At 70.0% G+C, this 19,953-nt stretch carries 18 protein-coding genes; 10 read left to right on the top strand and 8 right to left on the bottom strand.

What is annotated here, in order from left to right; all coding sequences use genetic code 11:
- Positions 1 to 76 precede the first annotated feature (76 nt).
- A complete protein-coding gene (locus NQV15_RS00800; protein ID WP_232402908.1) occupies positions 77 to 997 on the bottom strand; it encodes a LysR family transcriptional regulator in 921 nt (306 codons plus the stop codon).
- 70 nt (positions 998 to 1,067) lie between these two features.
- On the opposite strand from NQV15_RS00800, the gene gabT reads away from it, so the two are divergent.
- Positions 1,068 to 2,393, top strand: coding sequence for a 4-aminobutyrate--2-oxoglutarate transaminase (gabT, locus tag NQV15_RS00795; RefSeq protein WP_232402907.1), 1,326 nt, complete (start codon positions 1,068 to 1,070; stop codon positions 2,391 to 2,393).
- Positions 2,394 to 2,395: 2 nt separating this feature from the next.
- The gene (locus NQV15_RS00790; RefSeq protein ID WP_232402905.1) at positions 2,396 to 3,823 is read left to right on the top strand and encodes an NAD-dependent succinate-semialdehyde dehydrogenase; all 1,428 of its coding nucleotides are present in this window, start codon (positions 2,396 to 2,398) and stop codon (positions 3,821 to 3,823) included.
- Between the two features lie 102 nt (positions 3,824 to 3,925).
- On the opposite strand, the gene NQV15_RS00785 is transcribed toward NQV15_RS00790, so the two are convergent.
- Both NQV15_RS00785 and NQV15_RS00780 read right to left on the bottom strand, forming a co-directional pair.
- Positions 3,926 to 5,278 (bottom strand): NAD-dependent succinate-semialdehyde dehydrogenase, encoded by a 1,353-nt coding sequence (locus NQV15_RS00785; protein WP_232402903.1) that lies wholly within the window; start codon positions 5,276 to 5,278, stop codon positions 3,926 to 3,928.
- 58 nt (positions 5,279 to 5,336) lie between these two features.
- A complete protein-coding gene (locus tag NQV15_RS00780) occupies positions 5,337 to 5,909 on the bottom strand; it encodes a hypothetical protein (RefSeq protein ID WP_232402901.1) in 573 nt (190 codons plus the stop codon).
- A 50-nt stretch (positions 5,910 to 5,959) separates the two neighbouring features.
- Between NQV15_RS00780 and NQV15_RS00775 the strand changes: the two genes are divergently transcribed.
- The gene (locus NQV15_RS00775; protein ID WP_232402899.1) at positions 5,960 to 6,691 is read left to right on the top strand and encodes a CatB-related O-acetyltransferase; all 732 of its coding nucleotides are present in this window, start codon (positions 5,960 to 5,962) and stop codon (positions 6,689 to 6,691) included.
- A 135-nt stretch (positions 6,692 to 6,826) separates the two neighbouring features.
- Positions 6,827 to 7,768: a non-homologous end joining protein Ku gene (gene ku / locus NQV15_RS00770; RefSeq protein ID WP_232402897.1), complete on the top strand. Its 942-nt coding sequence runs from the start codon at positions 6,827 to 6,829 to the stop codon at positions 7,766 to 7,768.
- Here the strand turns inward: ku and NQV15_RS00765 are convergent.
- On the bottom strand, positions 7,765 to 8,472 hold the full coding sequence (locus NQV15_RS00765) for a GAF and ANTAR domain-containing protein (protein ID WP_232402886.1): 708 nt from the start codon (positions 8,470 to 8,472) through the stop codon (positions 7,765 to 7,767). The genes ku and NQV15_RS00765 overlap by 4 nt on opposite strands.
- A gap of 194 nt (positions 8,473 to 8,666) precedes the next feature.
- On the opposite strand from NQV15_RS00765, the gene NQV15_RS00760 reads away from it, so the two are divergent.
- A complete protein-coding gene (locus NQV15_RS00760; RefSeq protein ID WP_232402884.1) occupies positions 8,667 to 9,170 on the top strand; it encodes a hypothetical protein in 504 nt (167 codons plus the stop codon).
- 159 nt (positions 9,171 to 9,329) lie between these two features.
- Here the strand turns inward: NQV15_RS00760 and NQV15_RS00755 are convergent, their stop codons facing one another.
- On the bottom strand, positions 9,330 to 10,118 hold the full coding sequence (locus NQV15_RS00755; protein ID WP_232402882.1) for a sigma-70 family RNA polymerase sigma factor: 789 nt from the start codon (positions 10,116 to 10,118) through the stop codon (positions 9,330 to 9,332).
- Positions 10,119 to 10,350: 232 nt separating this feature from the next.
- On the opposite strand from NQV15_RS00755, the gene ligD reads away from it, so the two are divergent.
- From ligD to NQV15_RS00735, 4 genes are all read left to right on the top strand, one after another.
- Complete coding sequence (gene ligD / locus NQV15_RS00750) at positions 10,351 to 11,712, top strand: non-homologous end-joining DNA ligase (protein WP_232402880.1); 1,362 nt, start codon at positions 10,351 to 10,353, stop codon at positions 11,710 to 11,712.
- A 32-nt stretch (positions 11,713 to 11,744) separates the two neighbouring features.
- Positions 11,745 to 12,263, top strand: coding sequence for a hypothetical protein (locus NQV15_RS00745; protein ID WP_232402878.1), 519 nt, complete (start codon positions 11,745 to 11,747; stop codon positions 12,261 to 12,263).
- A 95-nt stretch (positions 12,264 to 12,358) separates the two neighbouring features.
- Positions 12,359 to 12,739 (top strand): TraR/DksA family transcriptional regulator, encoded by a 381-nt coding sequence (locus tag NQV15_RS00740; RefSeq protein ID WP_232402868.1) that lies wholly within the window; start codon positions 12,359 to 12,361, stop codon positions 12,737 to 12,739.
- A gap of 84 nt (positions 12,740 to 12,823) precedes the next feature.
- Positions 12,824 to 13,918 carry an ATP-dependent DNA ligase gene (locus NQV15_RS00735; RefSeq protein WP_232402857.1) on the top strand — a complete coding sequence of 365 codons (1,095 nt, stop codon included), beginning with the start codon at positions 12,824 to 12,826 and terminating at the stop codon, positions 13,916 to 13,918.
- Positions 13,919 to 13,932: 14 nt separating this feature from the next.
- Here the strand turns inward: NQV15_RS00735 and NQV15_RS00730 are convergent, their stop codons facing one another.
- Entirely contained in the window at positions 13,933 to 15,180 is a 1,248-nt protein-coding gene (locus tag NQV15_RS00730; RefSeq protein WP_232402855.1) for a PP2C family protein-serine/threonine phosphatase, read from the bottom strand.
- A complete protein-coding gene (locus NQV15_RS00725; RefSeq protein ID WP_232402844.1) occupies positions 15,177 to 15,974 on the bottom strand; it encodes an alpha/beta fold hydrolase in 798 nt (265 codons plus the stop codon). Before NQV15_RS00725 ends, NQV15_RS00730 begins: the two co-directional genes overlap by 4 nt.
- Before the next feature lie 122 nt (positions 15,975 to 16,096).
- Here NQV15_RS00725 and NQV15_RS00720 point away from each other — a divergent pair, with 122 nt between their 5' ends.
- Positions 16,097 to 18,352 carry a SpoIIE family protein phosphatase gene (locus NQV15_RS00720; RefSeq protein WP_232402842.1) on the top strand — a complete coding sequence of 752 codons (2,256 nt, stop codon included), beginning with the start codon at positions 16,097 to 16,099 and terminating at the stop codon, positions 18,350 to 18,352.
- Positions 18,353 to 18,381: 29 nt separating this feature from the next.
- On the opposite strand, the gene NQV15_RS00715 is transcribed toward NQV15_RS00720, so the two are convergent.
- Positions 18,382 to 19,911 carry an adenylate/guanylate cyclase domain-containing protein gene (locus tag NQV15_RS00715; protein ID WP_232402830.1) on the bottom strand — a complete coding sequence of 510 codons (1,530 nt, stop codon included), beginning with the start codon at positions 19,909 to 19,911 and terminating at the stop codon, positions 18,382 to 18,384.
- Positions 19,912 to 19,953 lie beyond the last annotated feature (42 nt).

The following is a 19,953-nucleotide window of genomic DNA, read 5'->3' as shown; positions in this document are numbered from 1 at the left end:
CGTCCTCCCTTGTCCCGAACGTAGGCTCGCCACCGCAGCCTGTCGACCCCGGTTTCACGCAAAATTCACTGCGGTTTCAGTACTCTCGACCCATCTGACCGACATGCCCGGCCGGCGCCACGTCGGGTCCATATCGCTCGACGCAGAACTCGCCGAGGCGCGCGGCCAGGGCCGCCAAGGTCTCCGCCGCGTGGTGCTCCGGCTCCCAGGCCGCGAACAGATCGATGCGCAGCGGTCCGTCGCGCCCCACGATCTGCACCGGCCAGAGGCCGAACCGCGCATCGTCGGTCACGACGGCCACGCCACGTCCGGCGGCAGCCAGCGCCTGGGCCACCTGCGGATTGCTGCAGTCGACGACCCGGTCGAGCGGCACGCCGAGGCGGGCGAGTGCGGTGTCGAGGATCTGCCGTGGCCGGAACGACGGCGTGAGGGCCAGGACGGTCTCGTCGACGAGCTCGTGCAGTGCCACGGCATCGCGCCCGTGCCACGGGTGGTCGTCGCGCACGTACGCCCACACGGGCAGCGAGGCGAGCGCCCGGGCCGCGAGGGTCGACCGCGGGGCCTCCGTGACGATCGCCAGGTCCGCCCCGTGACGCAGCGCGGGGTACGCCTCGCGCGGATCGGACTCGAACACCGTCGGCATGGGGTCGTCGTCGGTGAGCGTCGCCAGGAACGGCGCGATCACATCCGTCAGGGTCGTGGTCGGTGCTGCGATCGTCAGGCGCTCGAGGCGTCCCGCCGCGTAGGTCCGGGCGGCGGCCCGTGCCTCGTCGGCCCGGTGCAGCACGTCGCGGGCGTGCGGCAGGAACTGCTGACCGGCGGCCGTCAGGCTCAGGCGCCCGGGGCCACGGGTGAACAGTTCCAGACCCAGCTCGGTCTCCAGCTGGCGCAGCTGCCGTGAGATGGCCGGCTGCGTGACATGGACGACCGCTGCGGCCGCGCTGACGGAGCCGGCGTCGGCCACGGCGACGAAGTAGCCCAGGGTGCGCAGTTCCATGCCTTGAGAGCATAGTTCAGATAAGTTCTGAGTATTGGACGGCATAGTTCCCGGAGACGAGAATGACCGCATGTCCGATCTCGAGCAGCGCCGCCACCTGGTCACCCCCATCCCCGGGCCCCGGTCCACCGAGCTGATGGCGCGCAAGCACGCGGCGGTCGCCGCAGGCATCGGCGTCACGATGCCGGTGTTCGCCGTCGAGGCCGGTGGGGGTGTCGTCAAGGACGTCGACGGCAACACGTTGATCGACCTCGGCTCGGGCATCGCGGTCACGACGGTCGGCAACAGCGCACCGCGGGTCGTCGAGGCCGTCCAGCAGCAGGCCGAGGCCTTCACCCACACCTGTTTCATGGTCACGCCGTACGAGGGCTACGTCGCCGTCGCCGAGGCGCTCAACCGGCTGACGCCCGGCGACCACGAGAAGAAGTCGGCCCTGTTCAACTCCGGCGCCGAGGCCGTGGAGAACGCGATCAAGATCGCCCGCGCCCACACCAAGCGGCAGGCAGTCGTCGTGTTCGACCACGCGTACCACGGGCGCACCAACCTGACGATGGCCATGACCGCCAAGTCGATGCCGTACAAGAGTGGCTTCGGGCCGTTCGCCCCGGAGGTCTACCGCGTCCCGCTGTCCTATCCGTTCCGCGATGCCAAGCAGGTCGACGGCCCGGCGGCGGCGCGCCGCGCGATCGACGTCATCGAGAAGCAGGTCGGCGCCGGCAACCTGGCTGCCGTGGTGATCGAGCCGATCCAGGGCGAGGGCGGGTTCATCGTCCCGGCGGACGGCTTCCTGCCCGCCCTGTCGACGTGGTGCAGCGCGAACGGGGTCGTGTTCGTCGCCGACGAGGTGCAGACGGGCTTCGCCCGTACCGGCGATCTGTTCGCCTGCGACCACGAGGGCGTCGTCCCCGACCTGATCGTGACCGCCAAGGGCATCGCCGGCGGGCTGCCGTTGTCGGCGGTCACCGGCCGCGCCGACATCATGGACGCCTCCCACGTCAGCGGTCTCGGCGGCACGTACGGCGGCAACCCGCTCGCGTGCGCCGCGGCGCTGGCCACGATCGAGACGATCGAGTCCGAGGGCCTGGTCGCCCGCGCCCGCGACATCGGGCAGCTGATGCTCGAGCGGCTCCACCGCCTCCAGCTCGAGGACGATCGCATCGGCGACGTCCGCGGACGCGGAGCGATGATCGCCGTCGAGCTGGTGAGGCCCGGCACCACCGAGCCCGACGCCGACCTCGCCCGGGTGGTGGCGGCGAGCGCCCATCAGGCCGGCGTGATTGTGTTGACGTGTGGGACGTACGGCAATGTGCTCCGGTTCCTGCCGCCGCTGGCCATCAGCGACGAGCTGCTCACCGAGGCGCTCGACATCCTGACCACCGCTTTCCAGGAGGCATGACCATGACCGCAGACGTGTTCATCAACAACCAGTGGCTGCCCGGCGCCGACGGCGAGTTCGATGTCGTGGACCCGGCCACGGGCGAGACGATCCGCCCGGTGTCCAACGGTGGACCGGCGGACGCCACTGCGGCGGTCGATGCGGCCGCGGCGGCGCTCGTCTCGTGGCGCAAGGTCGCTCCGCGCGAGCGCGCCGAGATCCTGCGCCGGACCTACGAGCTGATGATCCGCGACAAGGACGAGATCGGCGCGCTGATCGCTGCCGAGAACGGCAAGTCGCTGACCGACGCCACGGGCGAGGTGACGTACTCCGCGGAGTTCTTCCGCTGGTTCGCCGAGGAGACCGTCCGCATGGGCGGCGACTACGGCACGGCCCCCGCCGGTGGATCCCGCACCGTGGTGACGCACCACCCGGTCGGTGTCGCCGCCCTGGTCACGCCGTGGAACTTCCCCGCCGCGATGGCCACCCGCAAGATCGCCCCGGCGCTCGCCGCCGGGTGCACCGTCGTGATCAAGCCGGCGTCGGAGACGCCGCTGACGACCTTCGCGATCGCCAAGCTCATGGTCGAGGCCGGGGTGCCCGAGGGCGTCGTCAACATCGTGCCGTCCAAGTCGGCGGGCAAGATCGTCGGCACGTGGCTGGAGGACCCGCGCGTCCGCAAGATCTCGTTCACGGGATCGACGCCGATCGGACGGGTGCTGCTGAAGCAGGCCGCCGAACGGGTCGTGAACTCCTCGATGGAGCTGGGCGGCAACGCCCCCTTCATCGTCACCGAGGACGCCGACATCGATGCCGCGGTCGAGGGCGCGATGATCGCCAAGTTCCGCGGCGGCGGGCAGGCCTGCACCGCGGCCAACCGGCTGTACGTGCACGCCGACGTCGCCGAGGAGTTCACCGCCAAGTTCGGCGCGAAGGTCGAGGCCCTGACCGTCGGCCCCGCGAACGAGGGCTCCGACATCGGTCCCATGATCAACGCCAAGGCCGTCGACGACATCCACGCCCTGCTGGAGGGTGCCCTGTCGGCCGGCGCGCGCATCGCGCACCAGTCGCCGGCACCCGAGAGCAAGGGGTTCTACTTCCCGCCGACGGTGCTGGTCGACGTCCCCGCGGACGCCGAGATCGTCCGGGAGGAGATCTTCGGCCCGGTCGCACCGATCGTGACGTGGACCAGCGACGACGAGGTCATCGCGCTGGCCAACGACACCGAGATGGGCCTGGCCGCGTATGTGTACGCCGGTGAGCTGCAGCGCGGCATCCGGCTGGGCGAGTCGATCGAGGCCGGGATGATCGGCCTCAACCGTGGCATCGTGTCGGACCCGGCGGCGCCGTTCGGCGGCATGAAGCAGAGCGGCATCGGCCGCGAGGGCGCCCGCGCCGGTCTGGAGGAGTTCCAGGAGACGCAGTACCTCAGCGTCGCCTGGCCCGACTGACCCCCCGCCCCTTGACCCAAACGCCCCTTGAGCTTGTCGAAAGGGAAGCCCCTTTCGACAAGCTCAAGGGGCGATGCGTCGACAATCTCAAGGGGCGAGGGGTCAGTCGGCGACGTAGAACATCCGCTTGTTGACGAACTCGTCCATGCCGAGCGGGCCGAGCTCGCGCCCGAAGCCGGAGCGCTTGACGCCACCGAACGGGATCTCGGCACCCTCGCCGGCGGTCGAGTTGACGTTGGCCATGCCGACCTCGAGGCGCTGCGCGATCTTCTCCGCACGCGACGGGTCGGCGCTGAACACCGATCCACCCAGGCCGTACGTCGTGTCGTTCGCGAGCGCGAGCGCCTCCTCGTCCGAGCCGACCTTGTAGACGACCGCGACCGGGCCGAACAGCTCTTCTGCGTAGGCGCGCATGTCCTTGGTGACCCCCGTCAGCACCGCCGGGGCGTAGTGGGCGTCGGGCCCGTCGCTGAGCTGCCCGCCGGCGTGCAGCGTGGCTCCCTTGTCGACCGCGTCCTGCACCTGCTCGGCGAGCGTCTCGGCGGCCTTGCGCGACGACAGCGGCGCGAACGAGTCCAGCGAGAGGGCCTTCTGGGTCAGCTTGCCCACGAAGTCGTCGAACAGGTCGTCCATCACGATCATGCGCTTGTTGGAGTTGCAGGCCTGGCCGGTGTTGTACATGCGGAAGTCCCAGGCGTCACCGGCGACGGAGTCCAGGTCGTCGCTGTCCAGGACGATCATCGGGTCCGATCCACCGAGCTCGAGCACGCACTTCTTCAGGTTCTGGCCGGCCAGCGAGGCAACGACGGCGCCGGCCCGTTCCGAGCCGGTCAGCGAGACGCCGGCCACCCGGCGGTCGGCGATCATCGTGGCGATCTGGTCGTGGTTCGCGAACACGTTGACATAGGCGCCCGCAGGCACACCGGCGTCCTTCATGATCTGCTCGACCGCGAGCGCGGACCGGGGCACCGACTCGGCGTGCTTGAGGATGATCGTGTTGCCCAGCATGAGGTTCGGGGCCGCGAATCGGGCGATCTGGTAGAACGGGAAGTTCCACGGCATGATGCCCAGCAGGGGGCCGATCGGCAGCTTCTGCACGACGGCCTTGCCGCCGGAGAACGTCTTGATCGGCTGGTCGGCGGCGAGCGTCGGACCCTCGTCGGCGAAGTAGTCGAAGATCGACTGGCAGAACTCCGCCTCCTCGACCCCCTCGGCCGCCGGCTTGCCCATCTCGGTCTGCGCGATCGCCGCCAGCTCGTCGGCGCGCTCGGCGAACAGCGCGGCAACGCGTCGGACCAGGGCGGCACGCTCGGCGATCGGGACGTCCTTCCACGCTGCGTACGCGGACGCCGACGCCGCCAGCGCCGCCTCGATCTCGGCGTCGGTGGCGGGGTCGAAGGTCTCGACGACCTCGCCGGTCGACGGATCGGTCACCTGGTAGATCGGACTGGACATGGGCCGCTCCTTCGCGTCGATCAGCTCCCGCCGAGCGTAACCCGCATCACGGCCCCCGTCAGCGGTCCTGCTCCGCCTCCAGGGCGACCCCCACCGCCGCCGCGACGCGCCAGTCGAGCCGCCTGCCGTCCGCTCGGGTCGGCACGGTGATCTCGTACTCGGGGATGATCGTGCGTCGCCGCGTGCTGGAGAGCACCAGCTGCCCGTCATCGGTCGTGAAGTCGAAGTGGACCCCCACGAACGGGATGCGTTCGTCGAACCGCCGCATGAGGGCCGCCATCTTGTTGCGCTCACGCCCGACCGCCGTCATCCCGTCGACGGTGGCGAGCTGCCAGGTGGACCGCAGGACCGACGACTTCCACACCTTGTGGAACGACCCCAGCACCATGCCGAAGCTGTCGACGATCTCGAACTTCTCCCTGATGATGGCGCCGCTGTAGGCGAACAGCGGCTGGGCCGTGCCCTCGTCGGCGTAGAACACCAGACCAGTTCGATCGAGCATCCGGGCGGTCCGGACGGTCGCGAGGACAGCGCCGTCGGAACCATCGGGGCGCATCTCCAGCAGCTGGTAGGGCTCTCGTGACCAGCGGCTCTTCGCGCGCAGCACGAGACGGAGGGCAGGCTCGGTCACGCGGACATCCTGCCAGTAGCCTGAGGTCGCGGCACCGAGGAGGAGGACGCGTGGTCGAGCACATCCGTGGGGCGCAGCACGTCCACCGTGTCGGGTCCTCACGTCTCCTGGTCGAGCCTCCGGTCCGCGTCCTGGGGCGGCTGCTGCTGCGGTCCGACACCCGGGTGGGCTGCTTCACCGAGTTCGGCCAGCACGTCGAGGTGCAGGCGGCCGACATCGGCCGGTACTGCGAGATCGGCAACAACTCGACCGTCGGTGCCACCGGCCATCCCCTGACCTGGATGGGCGTCTCGGCGTTCCAGTACAAGAAGGCCACCTGGGGATGGCACCCGGCAGCCGCCGAGTCGCAGGTCATCGATCCCGAGGCGGGCGGACGTCAGTCGTTCCGCAGCGTCGGACCCGACCGCGCCTGGATCGGCAACGACGTGTGGCTGGGCGCCGGGGTGGTCGTGCTGCGCGGGGTGCGGATCGGTGACGGGTGCATCGTGGCGGCCAATGCGGTCGTCACCCGCGACCTGCCGCCGTACACGATCTGCGGGGGCCTGCCCGCGAAGGTCATCAAGAAGCGGCTGCCCGACGAGCTGCGCGACGAGCTGCTCGACCTGCAGTGGTGGCGGTACTCCCCCAATGCGCTCGCGGGCATCCCGTTCGACGACCCGGCCGCGGCCGCGGCGGCCCTGCGTCCGCGCATCGAGGCAGGTCTGGAGCCGTACGATCCGGGATTCGTCGAGATTCCCAGGCCCGAGGCTCCTTCGCGACGCCGGCGGTTCCTTCGCGGCTGAGCCCCCTTTCGACAGGCTCAAGGGGCGGTGGGTTGGCTCAAGGGGCGGTGGGTTGGCTCAAGGGGCTACTGCCGGCCATGTCATCTTCCTCGCCTCCCGTTGCGCTGACCGCGCGGTGACGGTCCAATGGACCCCATGCGATCCATCTGGAAGGGCGCCATCAGCTTTGGACTGGTGAGCGTTCCCGTCAAGGTCTACAGCGCCACCGAGAGCCACGACGTCCGCCTGCACCAGGTCCACGACAAGGACGGTGGGCGCATCCGATACCAGCGGCGGTGCGAGATCTGTGGCGAGGTCGTCGACTACAGCAGCATCGACAAGGCATACGACAACGGCGACCAGACCGTCGTGCTGACCGAGCAGGACCTCGCCTCCCTGCCCGCCGAGCGCAATCACGAGATCGAGGTCGTCGAGTTCGTCCCGTCCGACCAGGTCGACCTGCTGCGGCTCGATCGCAGCTACTACCTCGAGCCCGATGCCAAGACGTTGAAGCAGTACACCCTGCTGCGGCGCGCGCTGGAGGACTCGGACCGCACCGCGATCGTCCGGTTCGCGCTGCGCCAGAAGACCCGGCTCGCGGCTCTGCGGGTGCGCGGAAACGTCCTGCTGCTGCAGACCCTGCTGTGGGACGACGAGGTCCGCGAGCCCGCCTTCGACGTGCTCAAGGACGTCCCGTCGATCAGCCAGAAGGAACGCGACATGGCCGCGCAGCTGGTCGAGTCCCTGGCCGGGGACTTCGACAGCGCCGAGTTCAGCGACGACTACCAGGAGCAGCTCCGGACCCTCGTCGAGGCGAAGCTCGAGCAGGGCGATGCGCTCGACACCACCGCCACGTTCGGCGAGCAGGAGAAGGACGACGACGCAGACGTGGTCGATCTGATGGAGGCGCTCAAGCGCAGCATCGACCGCAAGAAGTCCGGCTCCGACAAGACCGCCCCCGCCAAGACCGCGGCGACGAAGAAGACCACGGCCAAGAAGACGCCCGCCAAGAAGACCACCGCGAAGAAGACCACCGCGAAGAAGACCACGGCCAAGAAGGCGCCTGCGAAGAAGACGCCCGCCAAGAAGGCGGGTTAGGCGACCGGCCTGGCCGGCGGGGCAGAGAAGATCGCATCCGGCGAGCCGCGGTGTTCCACGACCCACTCCGCGACGAAACGCAGCTTGACGTTGTGCGTCTGTGACTGCCGGCGCAGGAACTCGAAGGCGCGGTCGGCGTCGATGTCGAAGCGCTCCATCAACACGCCCTGGGCCTGCCCGATGAGCTTGCGGGCGTCGATCGCGACCTGCAGTCCCTCTTCGTTGTGCGCATTCGCGAGTGCCACGGCGGCATGCCGGACGAAGATCGACGCCACGGCGAGATCATCGTCGTCGAAGGCGTTGACCCGCTCCGCGTACAGGTTCAGGGAGCCGTACTGCCGCGACTTGGTCTCCAGGCGCAGGCTGAGGACACTGCGCAGGCCCAGGTCGGCCACCGCCGGACCCCACTTCGGCCACCGCTCGTCCATACGGACGTCGGGGGACATGTAGTGCCTCTCGCCGTCGATCGCGTCGAGGCAGGGGCCCTCGTCATGGACGATCTGCAAGTTGTGGGACTCGCCGACGCGTTGCGCGGTCGCCGCAGCCGTCTCGATCTGGCTGCGGGCGTGCACCAGCATGATCCCCGCGTCGTCACAGCTCGTGGCGAGCTTCGCGTACTCGGCGATCCGCTCGATCGTCCGCTCGGCGGTGGGCTCGTCGTGCAGGTCAAGCGCCATCTCGGCGAAGAACGTCAGATTTGCCACGGAAACTCTCCCTCAAGGTCCAAAGCTGTTGTCGACCACCGACGGCCCCGCCATACGCGCGGGGCCATCAGACCTGCACGTTTGACACCCCAGCGGTGGGGTACGGGCTCGCCGAAGAAAGCTCGGCGTAAGCATAAGGCCCCGCTGAGCCGGGCATGGTGGGCCAGTGCTGCCTTCGCCGAAGGGATGACGCCTTGAGCAACGACACCGATCTGGACATGGACATGTCCGGCCCGACCGTGACCCTGTTCGGCGATCTGGATGCACTGGGCGGAGCAGTGAGCGACGAGCTGTCGTACCGCGGCCTCAGCACGCACGCCGTCACGACGCCGATGGGGTGGATCAACTCGGTCCAACATGCCGTCGTGCGACTCGGGACCCCGATCGGCGAACGCGCCTTCGAGGCCTTGGCCGCGGGCGGGACGCCGCCGGCTCACGTCGTGGCCGTGTGCGAGAGGTCGCGTGACGACGTCTCGACCGCACGCCGGGAGAAGTTGTGCCGCCAGGCCGGGGAGCACCACACGGTCACGCTGATCTGGCACCCGCCGCTCGAGCTGCGCCTGGGCGACATCGGCCCGGATCTGGCTCCCCGGGAGCTGGCCGTCGCCATCGCCGACGAGGTCGCCGATCTGGCCGGCCGCACGGCGCCCGGATTCGTCGAGCGGACGCTGCACCCACGGGCGAAGGGTCTGGCCTGAGCCCTGCTCGGGGCGTCGCGGCTCAGGGAGGGCGGATGTCAACGAGGCGCCCTTTCCGGGTCAGCAAAACCAACGGCTGCTGCTGAACCGGCCCTCATGCTACCAACGCACGAGGCCCCGGGCGAATCGCCCGGGGCCTCCTGTGATCGAGCTCAGAACTCAGGCGACGCGGCGCACGCCCTCGGTGACGGTGGCCTTCTCGCGCAGCTGCTCCAGCAGCTTGGAGAGGCGACGCGACACCTGCATCTGGCTGACGCCGACCAGGTCGGCGATCTCCTGCTGTGTCTTGTCCTCGACGAACCGCAGGCGCAACAGCTCGCGCTCGTCGTCACCGAGGCCCTCGCACAGGGGCCCGACCGTGACCCAGTCGTCGATGAAGTCATAGGTCGTCTCGTCGAACCGCATCGTCTCGCCGAGCGGCTGGCCCCCGTCACGGACCGGCTGGTCCAGCGAGGTCGGGGAGAAACATCCCCGCGCGGCCATCGCCTCACTGACATCGGCGGCGTCCACGCCGAGCTCGGCGGCGATCTCGGGGACGCCCGGCATGTGACCATCAGCCTGGAGCAGACGTTCGGAGGCTGCGGTGATGTCGGCCTGGAGCTGCTGGATGCGACGCGGCGGGCGCACGCCCCAGCAGTGGTCGCGGAAGTACTTCTTGATCTCACCGAGGATCGTCACCGTCGCGAACGGGACGAACTCGCCGCGATCGTGGTGGAAGCCGCGGATGGACTTGACCAGGGCGAAGTTCGCCACCTGGACGAGATCCTCACGATCGACGCCACGGCCGGCGTACCGACCGGCGAGGTGGCGGGCGAGACCGAGATGGCGACGGACGACTTCTTCCTCGAGTGCTGCGCGCTCGACCGGGCCGGCCTGCGAAGCTGCCTCGATCAGCGATGACGTGTCGTCGTCGTGGATGGTGCTGGGACCTTCGGACGTGATGTTCACGATGACCACCTGTGGTCTGGATCCGTGTTCGGCTGCTGCTCAACCGTGGAGCCAACCTTGGCATCGTCGCGCGCGTAATGCAAGGCCGAACGGGTGACAAAGGACTATCCCGACTAGTTCTTTGGAACTATGTCGGACCATTTTGGGCCGACCGAGGGTTTCGTCACACCGCCAGCGGGTACCCCGTCGGCCAACCAGATGCCCGCGAGACCGCCCCAGCGAGAGGACGTCGATGGCCAGGACCACCGACACGGTGTCGGTCTCGGGGCACCGCCTGCGCTTGACGCATCCTGACAAGGTTCTCTATCCGTCCACCGGCACCACCAAGGCCGATGTCATCGCGTACTACCAGCAGATCGCGCCCCACCTGCTGCCGCACATCGCCGGACGCATCGTGACCCGCAAGCGCTGGGTCGAGGGCGTCGGCACCGCCGCGTCGCCCGGGGACGTCTTCTTCGAGAAGAACCTGCCGGAGTCGGCACCGTCCTGGATCCGCCGCGTGGAGATCACCCACCGCAGCCACGTGAACCGGTACCCGGTGTTCGAGGGCCCCGCCGATCTGGCGTGGGCCGGGCAGGTCGGAGCACTGGAGCTGCACGTGCCGCAGTGGCGCGTCGACGCTCAAGGCGCCCCCCAGAACCCCGACCGCCTCGTGCTGGATCTCGACCCGGGCCCCGGCGCCGGGCTGCCCGAGTGCGTCGAGGTCGCCAAGCGCGCCAAGGCGCTGCTGCGGGACCTGGAGCTCGACGCCTACCCGGTCACCAGTGGCAGCAAGGGCATCCACCTCTACTCGGCCCTGGACGGGACGCACGACTCGGACTACATCAACGCCTTCGCCAAGCAGGTGGCCCTTGCCCTGGAGTCCGAGCTGCCCGAGCTGGTCGTCAGCTCGATGAAGAAGAGCTCACGCACCGGCAAGGTGCTGGTTGACTGGAGCCAGAACAACGGCAACAAGACCACCATCGCGCCGTACTCGCTGCGCGGGACGATCGAGCCGCACGTGGCCGTCCCCCGGACGTGGCGCGAGCTGAACGATCCCGATCTGCGCCACCTGACGATCGACGAGGTCGTGGCGCGCATGAAGCGGCGCAAGGACCCGATGGCCGCCCTGGCCCGACCCGCCCCCGGCGCCGACCGGCTGGAGACCTACCGGGCAAAACGGGACGCCGCCAAGACGCCGGAGCCCGACGGGACACCGTCCTCGGACCCGGCCGGCAACACCTTCGTCATCCAGGAGCACCACGCCAGCAGCCTGCACTGGGACTTCCGCCTCGAGCACGACGGCGTGCTGGTGTCGTGGGCACTGCCCAAGGGCGTGCCCACCTCGACGAATGCCAACCACCTCGCGGTCCAGACCGAGGACCACCCCTTGGCGTATGCCACCTTCGAGGGAACCATCCCCGCGGGGGAGTACGGCGGAGGCGAGGTCACCATCTGGGACTCTGGTACCTACGAGCTGGAGAAGTGGAAGGCTCGGGAGATCATTGCCACACTGACCGGCACGAAGGCCGGCGGACTCGGTGGCCGCCGCAAGTACGCCCTGATCCACACCGACAAGAACCAGTGGCTCATCCACCGGATGAAGCTCACCTGACCATGACCCACGATGAAAAGAGGAGCACGCACATGCTGAGGTCTTCCAAGAAGAGCACGACATTGCGCGACCAGATCACGGAGCAGATCGGCGATCTGGCAAGCCAGACCGACGAGCTGCGCAAGCAGGTCATCGAGCACGCGCCGGCCGTCCGCGACCAGATCGCGGAGCAGACCGTCGAGCTGCGCAAGCAGGTCGCCGACCGCGCGCCGGCCGTCCGCGACCAAATCGTCGCCGCCCTTCCCGACAAGGACCAGCTGCTCGACCTGCGCGACGATCTTTTCGAGCGCCTGCCCGAGAACGTGCAGGAGCGTCTGCCCGAGCAGGTCAAGCCGAAGCGTCGCACCCGCCTGCGCAAGGTCGCCGCGATCGGCGTCCTGACCGGAGCCGGCGCCGCAGCGTTCGCGATCATGCAGCGCCGGGGTTCCTCACCGGCCCCGTACGTGGCGCCCACGCCGCCGGCCACGCCGCCGGCACCGCCGGCTGCCACCGCTCCCCCCACGGTCGCTCCCGAGCCGGGCGCGACCGCGGCGCCGGACGCGGCCCACTAGACCGCAACCAAGAAGTTCCTGAGCGTTGATTGCCACGGCTCGGGCGGGGTAAGGGAGCAACTCATCCCTTCACCGCCCGAGCCGAGGTACTTCTCATGACCGCAGAGCTGGAACGAACCGGACCGTCAGGCTGGACCGCCCAGGAGCTGGCCGACATCCGCGCGGGCCTCGAGGGTGCGGTCGTGCGACTGCAGGCCGAGATGGCCGCGGTCGGCCGGGACCTCAGCGCCACGTCCTCGGTCGGCGGTGTGGACGTGCTGCACGATGACCTCGATGTGGCATCCCAGCGCGCCGAGCTGTTGCAGGACGCCGTGCAGGCGCAGAACCTGGCGGCGATCCTCGAGCAGACGCAGCACGTGATCGGTCGCCTGTCCGCCGGACAGTACGGCGTGTGCGAGACGTGCTCCGGCGAGATCGGTCGTCCCCGGCTCGAGGCCTTCCCGCGCGCGACGGTCTGCATCTCCTGCGCACACTGAACCACTCGCGGTTGATGGTGGATCGCGATGCTTGCTCGGCCGTGACAGGGGTACACCCTCAGCACGAAGGGGGTACACGTAGCCATGAACCTGCCGAACCGACGACCGAGCGCCGCTGCCGCATCACGCAGGGGCGATCGGTGGAACAGCGAGCCGGATCCCCCCGTCCGCGATGCGGCCCAGGAGGTGGAGAACTCGTTGTTGACCTTCCCCCAGCAGCCGATGCTGGCACGATCAGTGCCCGCTCTGCCCGATGAGGACGGGCTGCCGGGCGGGTCCGCGTACGAGCCGAAGTTCGACGGCTACCGCGCCCTGATCTTCGTGATGGCTGGCTGGTGCCGCATCCAGTCCCGGTACGGACGTGACATCACCGCCTCCTTCCCGGAGATCGTCGCTGCCGTGAGCGAGAACGTCCCGGCCGGGGTCGTGCTCGACGGCGAGCTCGTGGTCTGGGGCGATGACACATCGGACTTCACCGAGCTGCACCGCCGCCTCGAGCACGGAGCCGACCTGTCGGCCGAGGCCCTGCGGCCGGCCTCCTTCGTGGCCTTCGACGTCCTGGCCGGCGCCGGGATGGACCTGCGCAAGAGCCCGTTCCGCGTGCGCCGTCAGGCGTTGACGATCCTGCTGGACGACACGCCGGCGCCCCTGCACGTCGTCCCGCAGACCCGGGACGCGGAGGAGGCCCGCACCTGGCTGGTCAACTACTCCGAGGCGCACGTCGGCATCGACGGAGTGATCGCCAAGGGGCTGGCGACCGGGTACCTACCGGGCGAGCGCGGCTGGGAACGGGTTGCGATCCGCGACTCCGTCGAGTGCGTCGTGGGCGCCGTCATGGGGACGCTGCGCGGCCCGACCCGCCTGTTGCTCGGGGTGCCGGACCACGAGGGCAATCTGCGGCTCGTGGGCGGCACGACCGACATCACCCTTCCCCAGAGCCGCCGGATCGGACGCCTCCTGACCGCCGCCACCGGGGACCACCCGTGGGCCGATCGGTCCCTCGCGGACATCCCGGGGTGGTCGGACGACTCCCTGCTCACGTCGCTGGTCGAACCCACCACGGTCGTCGAGGTCGCCTCGGATGGGTCGTCCCCCGTCCGTGGCTGGGCGGAGCCGCACGAGCTGATCCGCCTACGTCCCGAGCTGCGGCCCGAGGAGATCGAGCCCGTCCCCTTCTGAGGGGTCGTCGCGGTTCAGTCGTCCAGGGCAGCGAGGCCCTCGAGTGCCCGCAGCGCCCGGTTCTTCTCCTCGATGTCCAGGTGGACGCGCCCGGTCGCCGCATCATCACCCTCGCGCGCCTTCTCCCGAGCGATCATCGCGACGACCGCGATGTCGTCGCGTGCCGTCCCGGCCTGGAAGTCCAGCACCGTGTCGAGCACCTTGGCGGTGGTCGCGGCCGCCGAGGACACCCCGCCGGCCACCAGCTCGAGCATCCCGCCGACGCCGAACGGGCCCGCGTCACCACGCGCCTCGGTCACTCCGTCGGTGAAGATCACCAGGCTGTCCCCGGGAGCCAGCGTGATCCGCTCGTCGGCCAGCTGCGGCATCGCCAGCACCCCGATCAGCGAACCGGGCGCGCCAACCTCCGCGACCGTGCCGTCCGCCCCGACCAGCAACGGCAGGGGGTGCCCGCCCGAGCTGATGCTGACCAGCCAGCGGTCGTCGTCGCGCAGCAGCCGGATCACGACCGCCGTGCAGAACCGGTCGCTCTCGTGGGTCAGCAGTGCCGTGTTGAGCGCCTGCAGGATCTGCGAGGGATCGTCCCACTGCACCGCGAGGGCACGCAGCGTGTGACGGACGAACGAGGTGATGACGGCGGCCTCGACGCCCTTGCCGCAGACATCGCCCACCACGACGATCCACTCGCCCGTGCCGATCTGGAAGACGTCGTAGAAGTCGCCGCCCACCTGGCTGCCGTCACCGGCCGGACGGTAGGCGCCGGCGAGCTCGAGACCGGGGACGTCCGGCATCGACGGGGGGATGAACGTCTGCTGCAGCGTCTGCGCCAGCGATCGCGCCTGTGCCTCGGCGCGCTCGGCCGCCCGACGGGCCCGCAGGAGCTCCTTCTCGTAGAGGCGCCTGTCCCTGGCCTCGAACACGACGGTGCGGGTCAGCTGGGGGTTGTCGGCGGCCGTGGCAGAGCTGACCAGCACCGGCACCCGGTCATCGTCCGGGCGGACCAGCTCGAAGGCGATCTCGCGGATCTCGCCGTGCATCTGCAGTGCCGGGCGGTAGTGGGTGTCGAAGTAGATCCGGTCCCCCGGTGCCAGCAGCGACTGGACCGTGACCCGGCCGAGCAGCTCCTCGGCCGTGCGGGCGACGAGCCGGCAGAAGTGCGGGTTCGCCGCGGTGATCAGACCGTTCGGGTCGGTCTCGACATATCCGCAGGGCAGACCGTCCAGGGCCGTCCCGGTGTCCGCGGCTCCTCCGTTGGCGGTCATGAGCGCAGGAACCCGCCGATGGCGTCGATGGTCGGGCCGGGAGCGCTCAGCTGCGGGCAGTGCCCCACGGCGTCGAGGACGACGTAGCTCGCCTGCGGGAGGTGGTCGCGGACGTACTCGCCGGCGGCCATCGGCGCGATCACGTCGTAGCGGCACTGCAGCACCAGCGCCGGGGTGGACACCATCGGCAGGTCGGCGCGGTTGTCGGAACGGAACGTGACCTCGGCGAACTGCCGCGCGATGGTCGGATCGGCGCGGCAGAAGCTCTCCTCGAGCTCGGCCACCAGATCGGGATCGTCGGCGTTGCCCATGAAGGCCGGTGCCATGCTGTGCGACCAGCCGAGGTAGTTGCTGTCCATCGACTCGAGCAGCTCGTCGATGTCGGATGCGCTGAAGCCGCCGATGTAGTCGCCCTCATCGATGTAGCGGGCCGACGGGCCGACCAGCACCAGGCGATCGAACAGGTCAGGGCGTTCGATCTCGGCGAGCACGCCGATCATGGTCGCGACCGAGTGGCCCACGAAGGTCACCGGACCGGCGTCGAGCTCTTCGACGAGGTCGATGACGTCAGCGGCGTAGCCCGAGAGGCGGGAGTAGGTCTGCGGATCGTACGAGGCCACATCGCTGCCGCCCGCCCCCACGTGGTCGTACAGGACGACGCGGAAATCTGACTCGAAGGCCGGCGCGACGAGCCGCCACATGTTCTGGTCACAGCCGAATCCGTGAGCGAACACCAGCACGGGTGCGCCGGCGGGGCCGGTCACCGTGGCGTTCAGACGTTCCGTTGCGAGCATGTCTGAACAATAAACCCAGCCCGGAAGCGCCTGTTCGTCTCGTTCGAGGCCGCCCCGGACGGCGGTACGATTGGTGCGCCGGTTGCGCCCACAGACGGCGAAGCTCTGCAGAGAGATGCGTCTTGACCTCCGACCACACCCCCGCGTACACGGCGCCCGATCTCACGACCTGTGACCAGGAGCCCATCCACGTCCCCGGCGCGATCCAGCCCCACGGCCTGCTGTTGGCGCTGGACCAGGACGAGCGGGTCGTCATGGCCTCCCGCAACTGCGCCGACCTGCTGGGCATCCCGGCCCGCGACCTGTCCGGGATGCGCCTGCAGGACGTCCTCGGCCCCGAGCCCGCCCGGCTCGTGCCGCGCGCGCTCGCCGAGGGCGATGTCAGCGCTCCGCTGCGCACGACGCTCCCACCCGGCCAGGGCACTCTCGCCGGGCAGGACGTCGACCTGATCGTCCACCGCTCCGGGACCCGCGTCGTGGTCGAGCTGGAGCCCGTCTCGGACCCGGTGCCCTCCCAGCACGTCTCGTACCGTTCGGCGCGAGCCGCCGTGACGCGTCTGACGCAGTCCTCCACGGTGCCCGAGCTGTGCGACCAGCTGGCCTCGGAGATCCGTCGCCTGACCGGTTTCGACCGGGTCATGGTCTACCGGTTCGACGAGAACTGGAACGGCGAGGTGATCGCCGAGCAGCGCCGCGAGCACCTCAACCCCTTCCTCGGGCTGCACTACCCGTCGACCGACATCCCGGCCCAGGCGCGCCGGCTCTACACCGTCAACTGGACGCGCCTGATCGCCGACATCGGCTACGACCCGGTCGCGATCGATCCGGTGCTCGACCCCGCCACCGGCGCCCCGCTGGACCTGTCCCACTCGGTGCTGCGCAGCGTCTCGCCGATCCACATCGAGTACCTGTCCAACATGGGCGTCTCCGCGTCGATGTCGGTCTCGATGGTCAAGGACGGCCAGCTGTGGGGGCTCGTGGCCTGCCACCACTACTCGGGCCCCTTGCGGGTCAGCTACGACGCCCGCTCCGCCGCGGAGTTCCTGGGGCAGACCGCTTCCCAGCTCGTCCACGACCGTGCGCGCGCCGACACCCGCACCGACGAGCTGCTCGCCAGCGTCAACCTGGCCCGCATCACCGCCGACCTGGCCAGCGACCAGCGACCGGTCTACGACACGCTGCTGCAGGACTCCCGCCTGCTGGGGCTCGTCGACGCGACGGGCGTGGCCCTGTGGGTGGAGGGCAGCATGTCGACCTTGGGGGACGTGCCGCCCGAGCACGTGCTGCACACCATCGCCGCCCGCCTCGGCGAGGGCGGGGAGGTGAGTGGGCGCCCTGTGGCCAGCAGCCACCTGCAGGCACTCGACCCAGAGCTCGCCGCGTTCTCCGACGTGGCGGCCGGTGCGATGTACATCGGCAACGGGCCGGACCGGTGGATGATGTGGCTGCGTCCCGAGCTCGAGCGCAGCGTCGACTGGGGCGGCGACCCGTACAACAAGGCCCTGGCCCTGGCCGAGGACCCCACGGTGCGGCTCAGCCCCCGCAAGTCGTTCGCGAAGTGGCAGGAGACGGTGCGCGGCCACAGCGCGCCGTGGGAGCCCTGGCAGCTGGGCGCCGTGGAGTCGCTGCGGGCGCACCTGGCCAGCGAGCTGGTGCGGCGCAGCCATGAGCACGCGGCGCTCGCGGAGTCGTTGCAGCGCACGCTCGTGCTCGACGAGGCACCGCAGGTCGACGGGCTGGACATCCATGCCCGCTACCGGCCGGCCCAGGGCAGCCAGCTCGGTGGCGACTGGTGGGACGCCTTCCCGCTCGCCGACGGGCGCATCACGGTCAGCGTGGGGGACGTGTCGGGGCACGGCGTCTCGGCCGCGACCGCGATGGCGCAGGTCCGTACCGCCCTGCGGGCCTACATGATCGACGGCCACTCCCCCGCGGCCTGCGTCGACCGCCTCGACGTCCTGATGGAGTCGTTGCTGCCCGGACAGACCGCGACGGTCGTCGTGCTGGTGGTCGACCCCGCGACGGGGCACGTCGAGCTGGCGAACGCCGGGCACCCGTCCCCGCTGCTGCTGCAGGGCGACGGGTGCGAGCCGATGCCGATGGCGGGACGTCCGCTGCTCGGCGTGGGGGCCGGTTCGGCGCGCACCGACTCGTTGACGCTGGACGAGGGCGACATCCTGCTGGTCTACACCGACGGGGTCGTGGAGCGTCGCGGCGTGCAGATCGACACGTCGATCCGGCGGCTGAGCGAGGCGGCGTCGAGCTCGGACCACTCCGACACCCTCGACGCCTGGATCGACAACCTCCTGACGGCGGTGCCCGGCACCCTGGACGACGACCTGACGATCGTCGCCGTCCGCATGGCGGCCCGTGCCTGACCCCCGTGCCTGACCCCGAGATGTCGGGGTCAGGCCAGGACACACACCGGGGTCGGCTCCTCACGACCGCGCAGCACCGGCGAGCCGTGCGGCTGCCAGAACGCCTGCTCGTCGGGCCCGGACGCGGTGACGCTCGCGGACGCCACGAGCACGTGTCCGTCGACGTCCTTGGCCAGCTCGGTGAGCCGCGCCGCGGCGTTGACCGCATCGCCGATCACGGTGTACTCGAAGCGCGAGCGGTGCCCGACGTTGCCCGCGACCGCCTGCCCGGTCGACACCCCGATGCCGGCGCCGATCTCCGGCACCTCCTGGTCGAGCCGCGCGGCGATCCGGCGTGCGCTGGCCAGCGCCGCACCCGCATGGTCGTCCAGGTGCACCGGCGCGCCGAAGATCGCCAGCACCGCATCGCCCATGAACTTGTTGACCAGCCCGGCGTGGGCGTCGACCTCCTCGACGATGACCGAGAAGAACCGGTTCAGCACCGCGACGACCTCGGCCGGTGACCGGGTCGCGGCATAGGTCGTCGAGCCGATCAGGTCGACCATCAGCACCGACACGACCCGCGTCTCGCCGCCCAGCTCCACCTCGCCGTCGGTCGCGGCCTGCGCGACGGCGCGGCCCACGTGGCGTCCGAACAGCTCGCGGATCTGCTCCCGCTCCCGCAGTCCCTGCGCCATCTCGTTGAACCCCGACTGCAGCAACCCCAGCTCCGTGCCGTCGTCGACCCGGACCTCGACGTCCAGGTCGCCGTCTGCGACCCGCGCCATGGCCTGCTGCACGGCGTCGATGGGCGCCACGACCGACCGGGCGTTGAGCACCGTGACCAGCAGGCCGAACAGCAGCACGACCGCCGCGAGCCCCAGCACGATGAAGGCGAGGCGCCGGATGCTGGTGTCGTCGCGGGTGATCGCCGCGAGCGCCGCCACGACCAGACCCAGCACCGGGGCAGCGGTCCCGAGACCCCAGAACAGCAGCATCCGGCGCTCGACCCCGGCGCCCATCTCGCCCTCGTCGGCGCGGCCCTGCAGCGCCCGCGCAGCGACGGGCCGCAGGACGAACTCGGTGAACAGGTAGGCGATCGCGCTGACCACCAGACCGGCGATGCCCACGGCGAACACCGCGCCGAGCACCGCCTCGGGCTGCTTGACCGCGGCGATGGCCGTGAAGATCACCAGGCCGCCCAGCCACAGCACGGTCTGGACCAGGGTCAGCCGCCACGGCAGGCGCAGCGTCGTGCGGCGCTCCCGGGCCGTCGGCTCCTGGTCCTCGATCGACCAGCGCAGGGCCCGCAGCGCGCTGACGGTGATGGTGCCCGTGCCGATCAGCACCGCGACGCCCACGTAGACGGGGACCGCGATCGCCAGCGCACCCAGGTAGGCCGCATTGGGCCCTCCCCCGGGGGTGACCAGGAAGGTGATGCCGAAGACGATCGCGGCTCCGATGACATTGGTCGAGACCAGCAGTGTCGTGAGCACCACCTGCACGCGGATCCGCAGGCGGCCACTCGGCTGGTCGGGCGGCCCGACCAGCCACTCACTGCCGAACCGGCGCGCTGTCACCACTGTCTCCGCCCCTTGTCCGGCTCGTCCCGGGCGCACATC

Source organism: Aeromicrobium wangtongii (genome assembly GCF_024584515.1).
GTDB classification, from domain to species: Bacteria; Actinomycetota; Actinomycetes; order Propionibacteriales; family Nocardioidaceae; genus Aeromicrobium; species Aeromicrobium wangtongii.
Note: the sequence above shows the minus strand (reverse complement) of the source record. Positions and strands in the feature narration are given on the sequence as shown.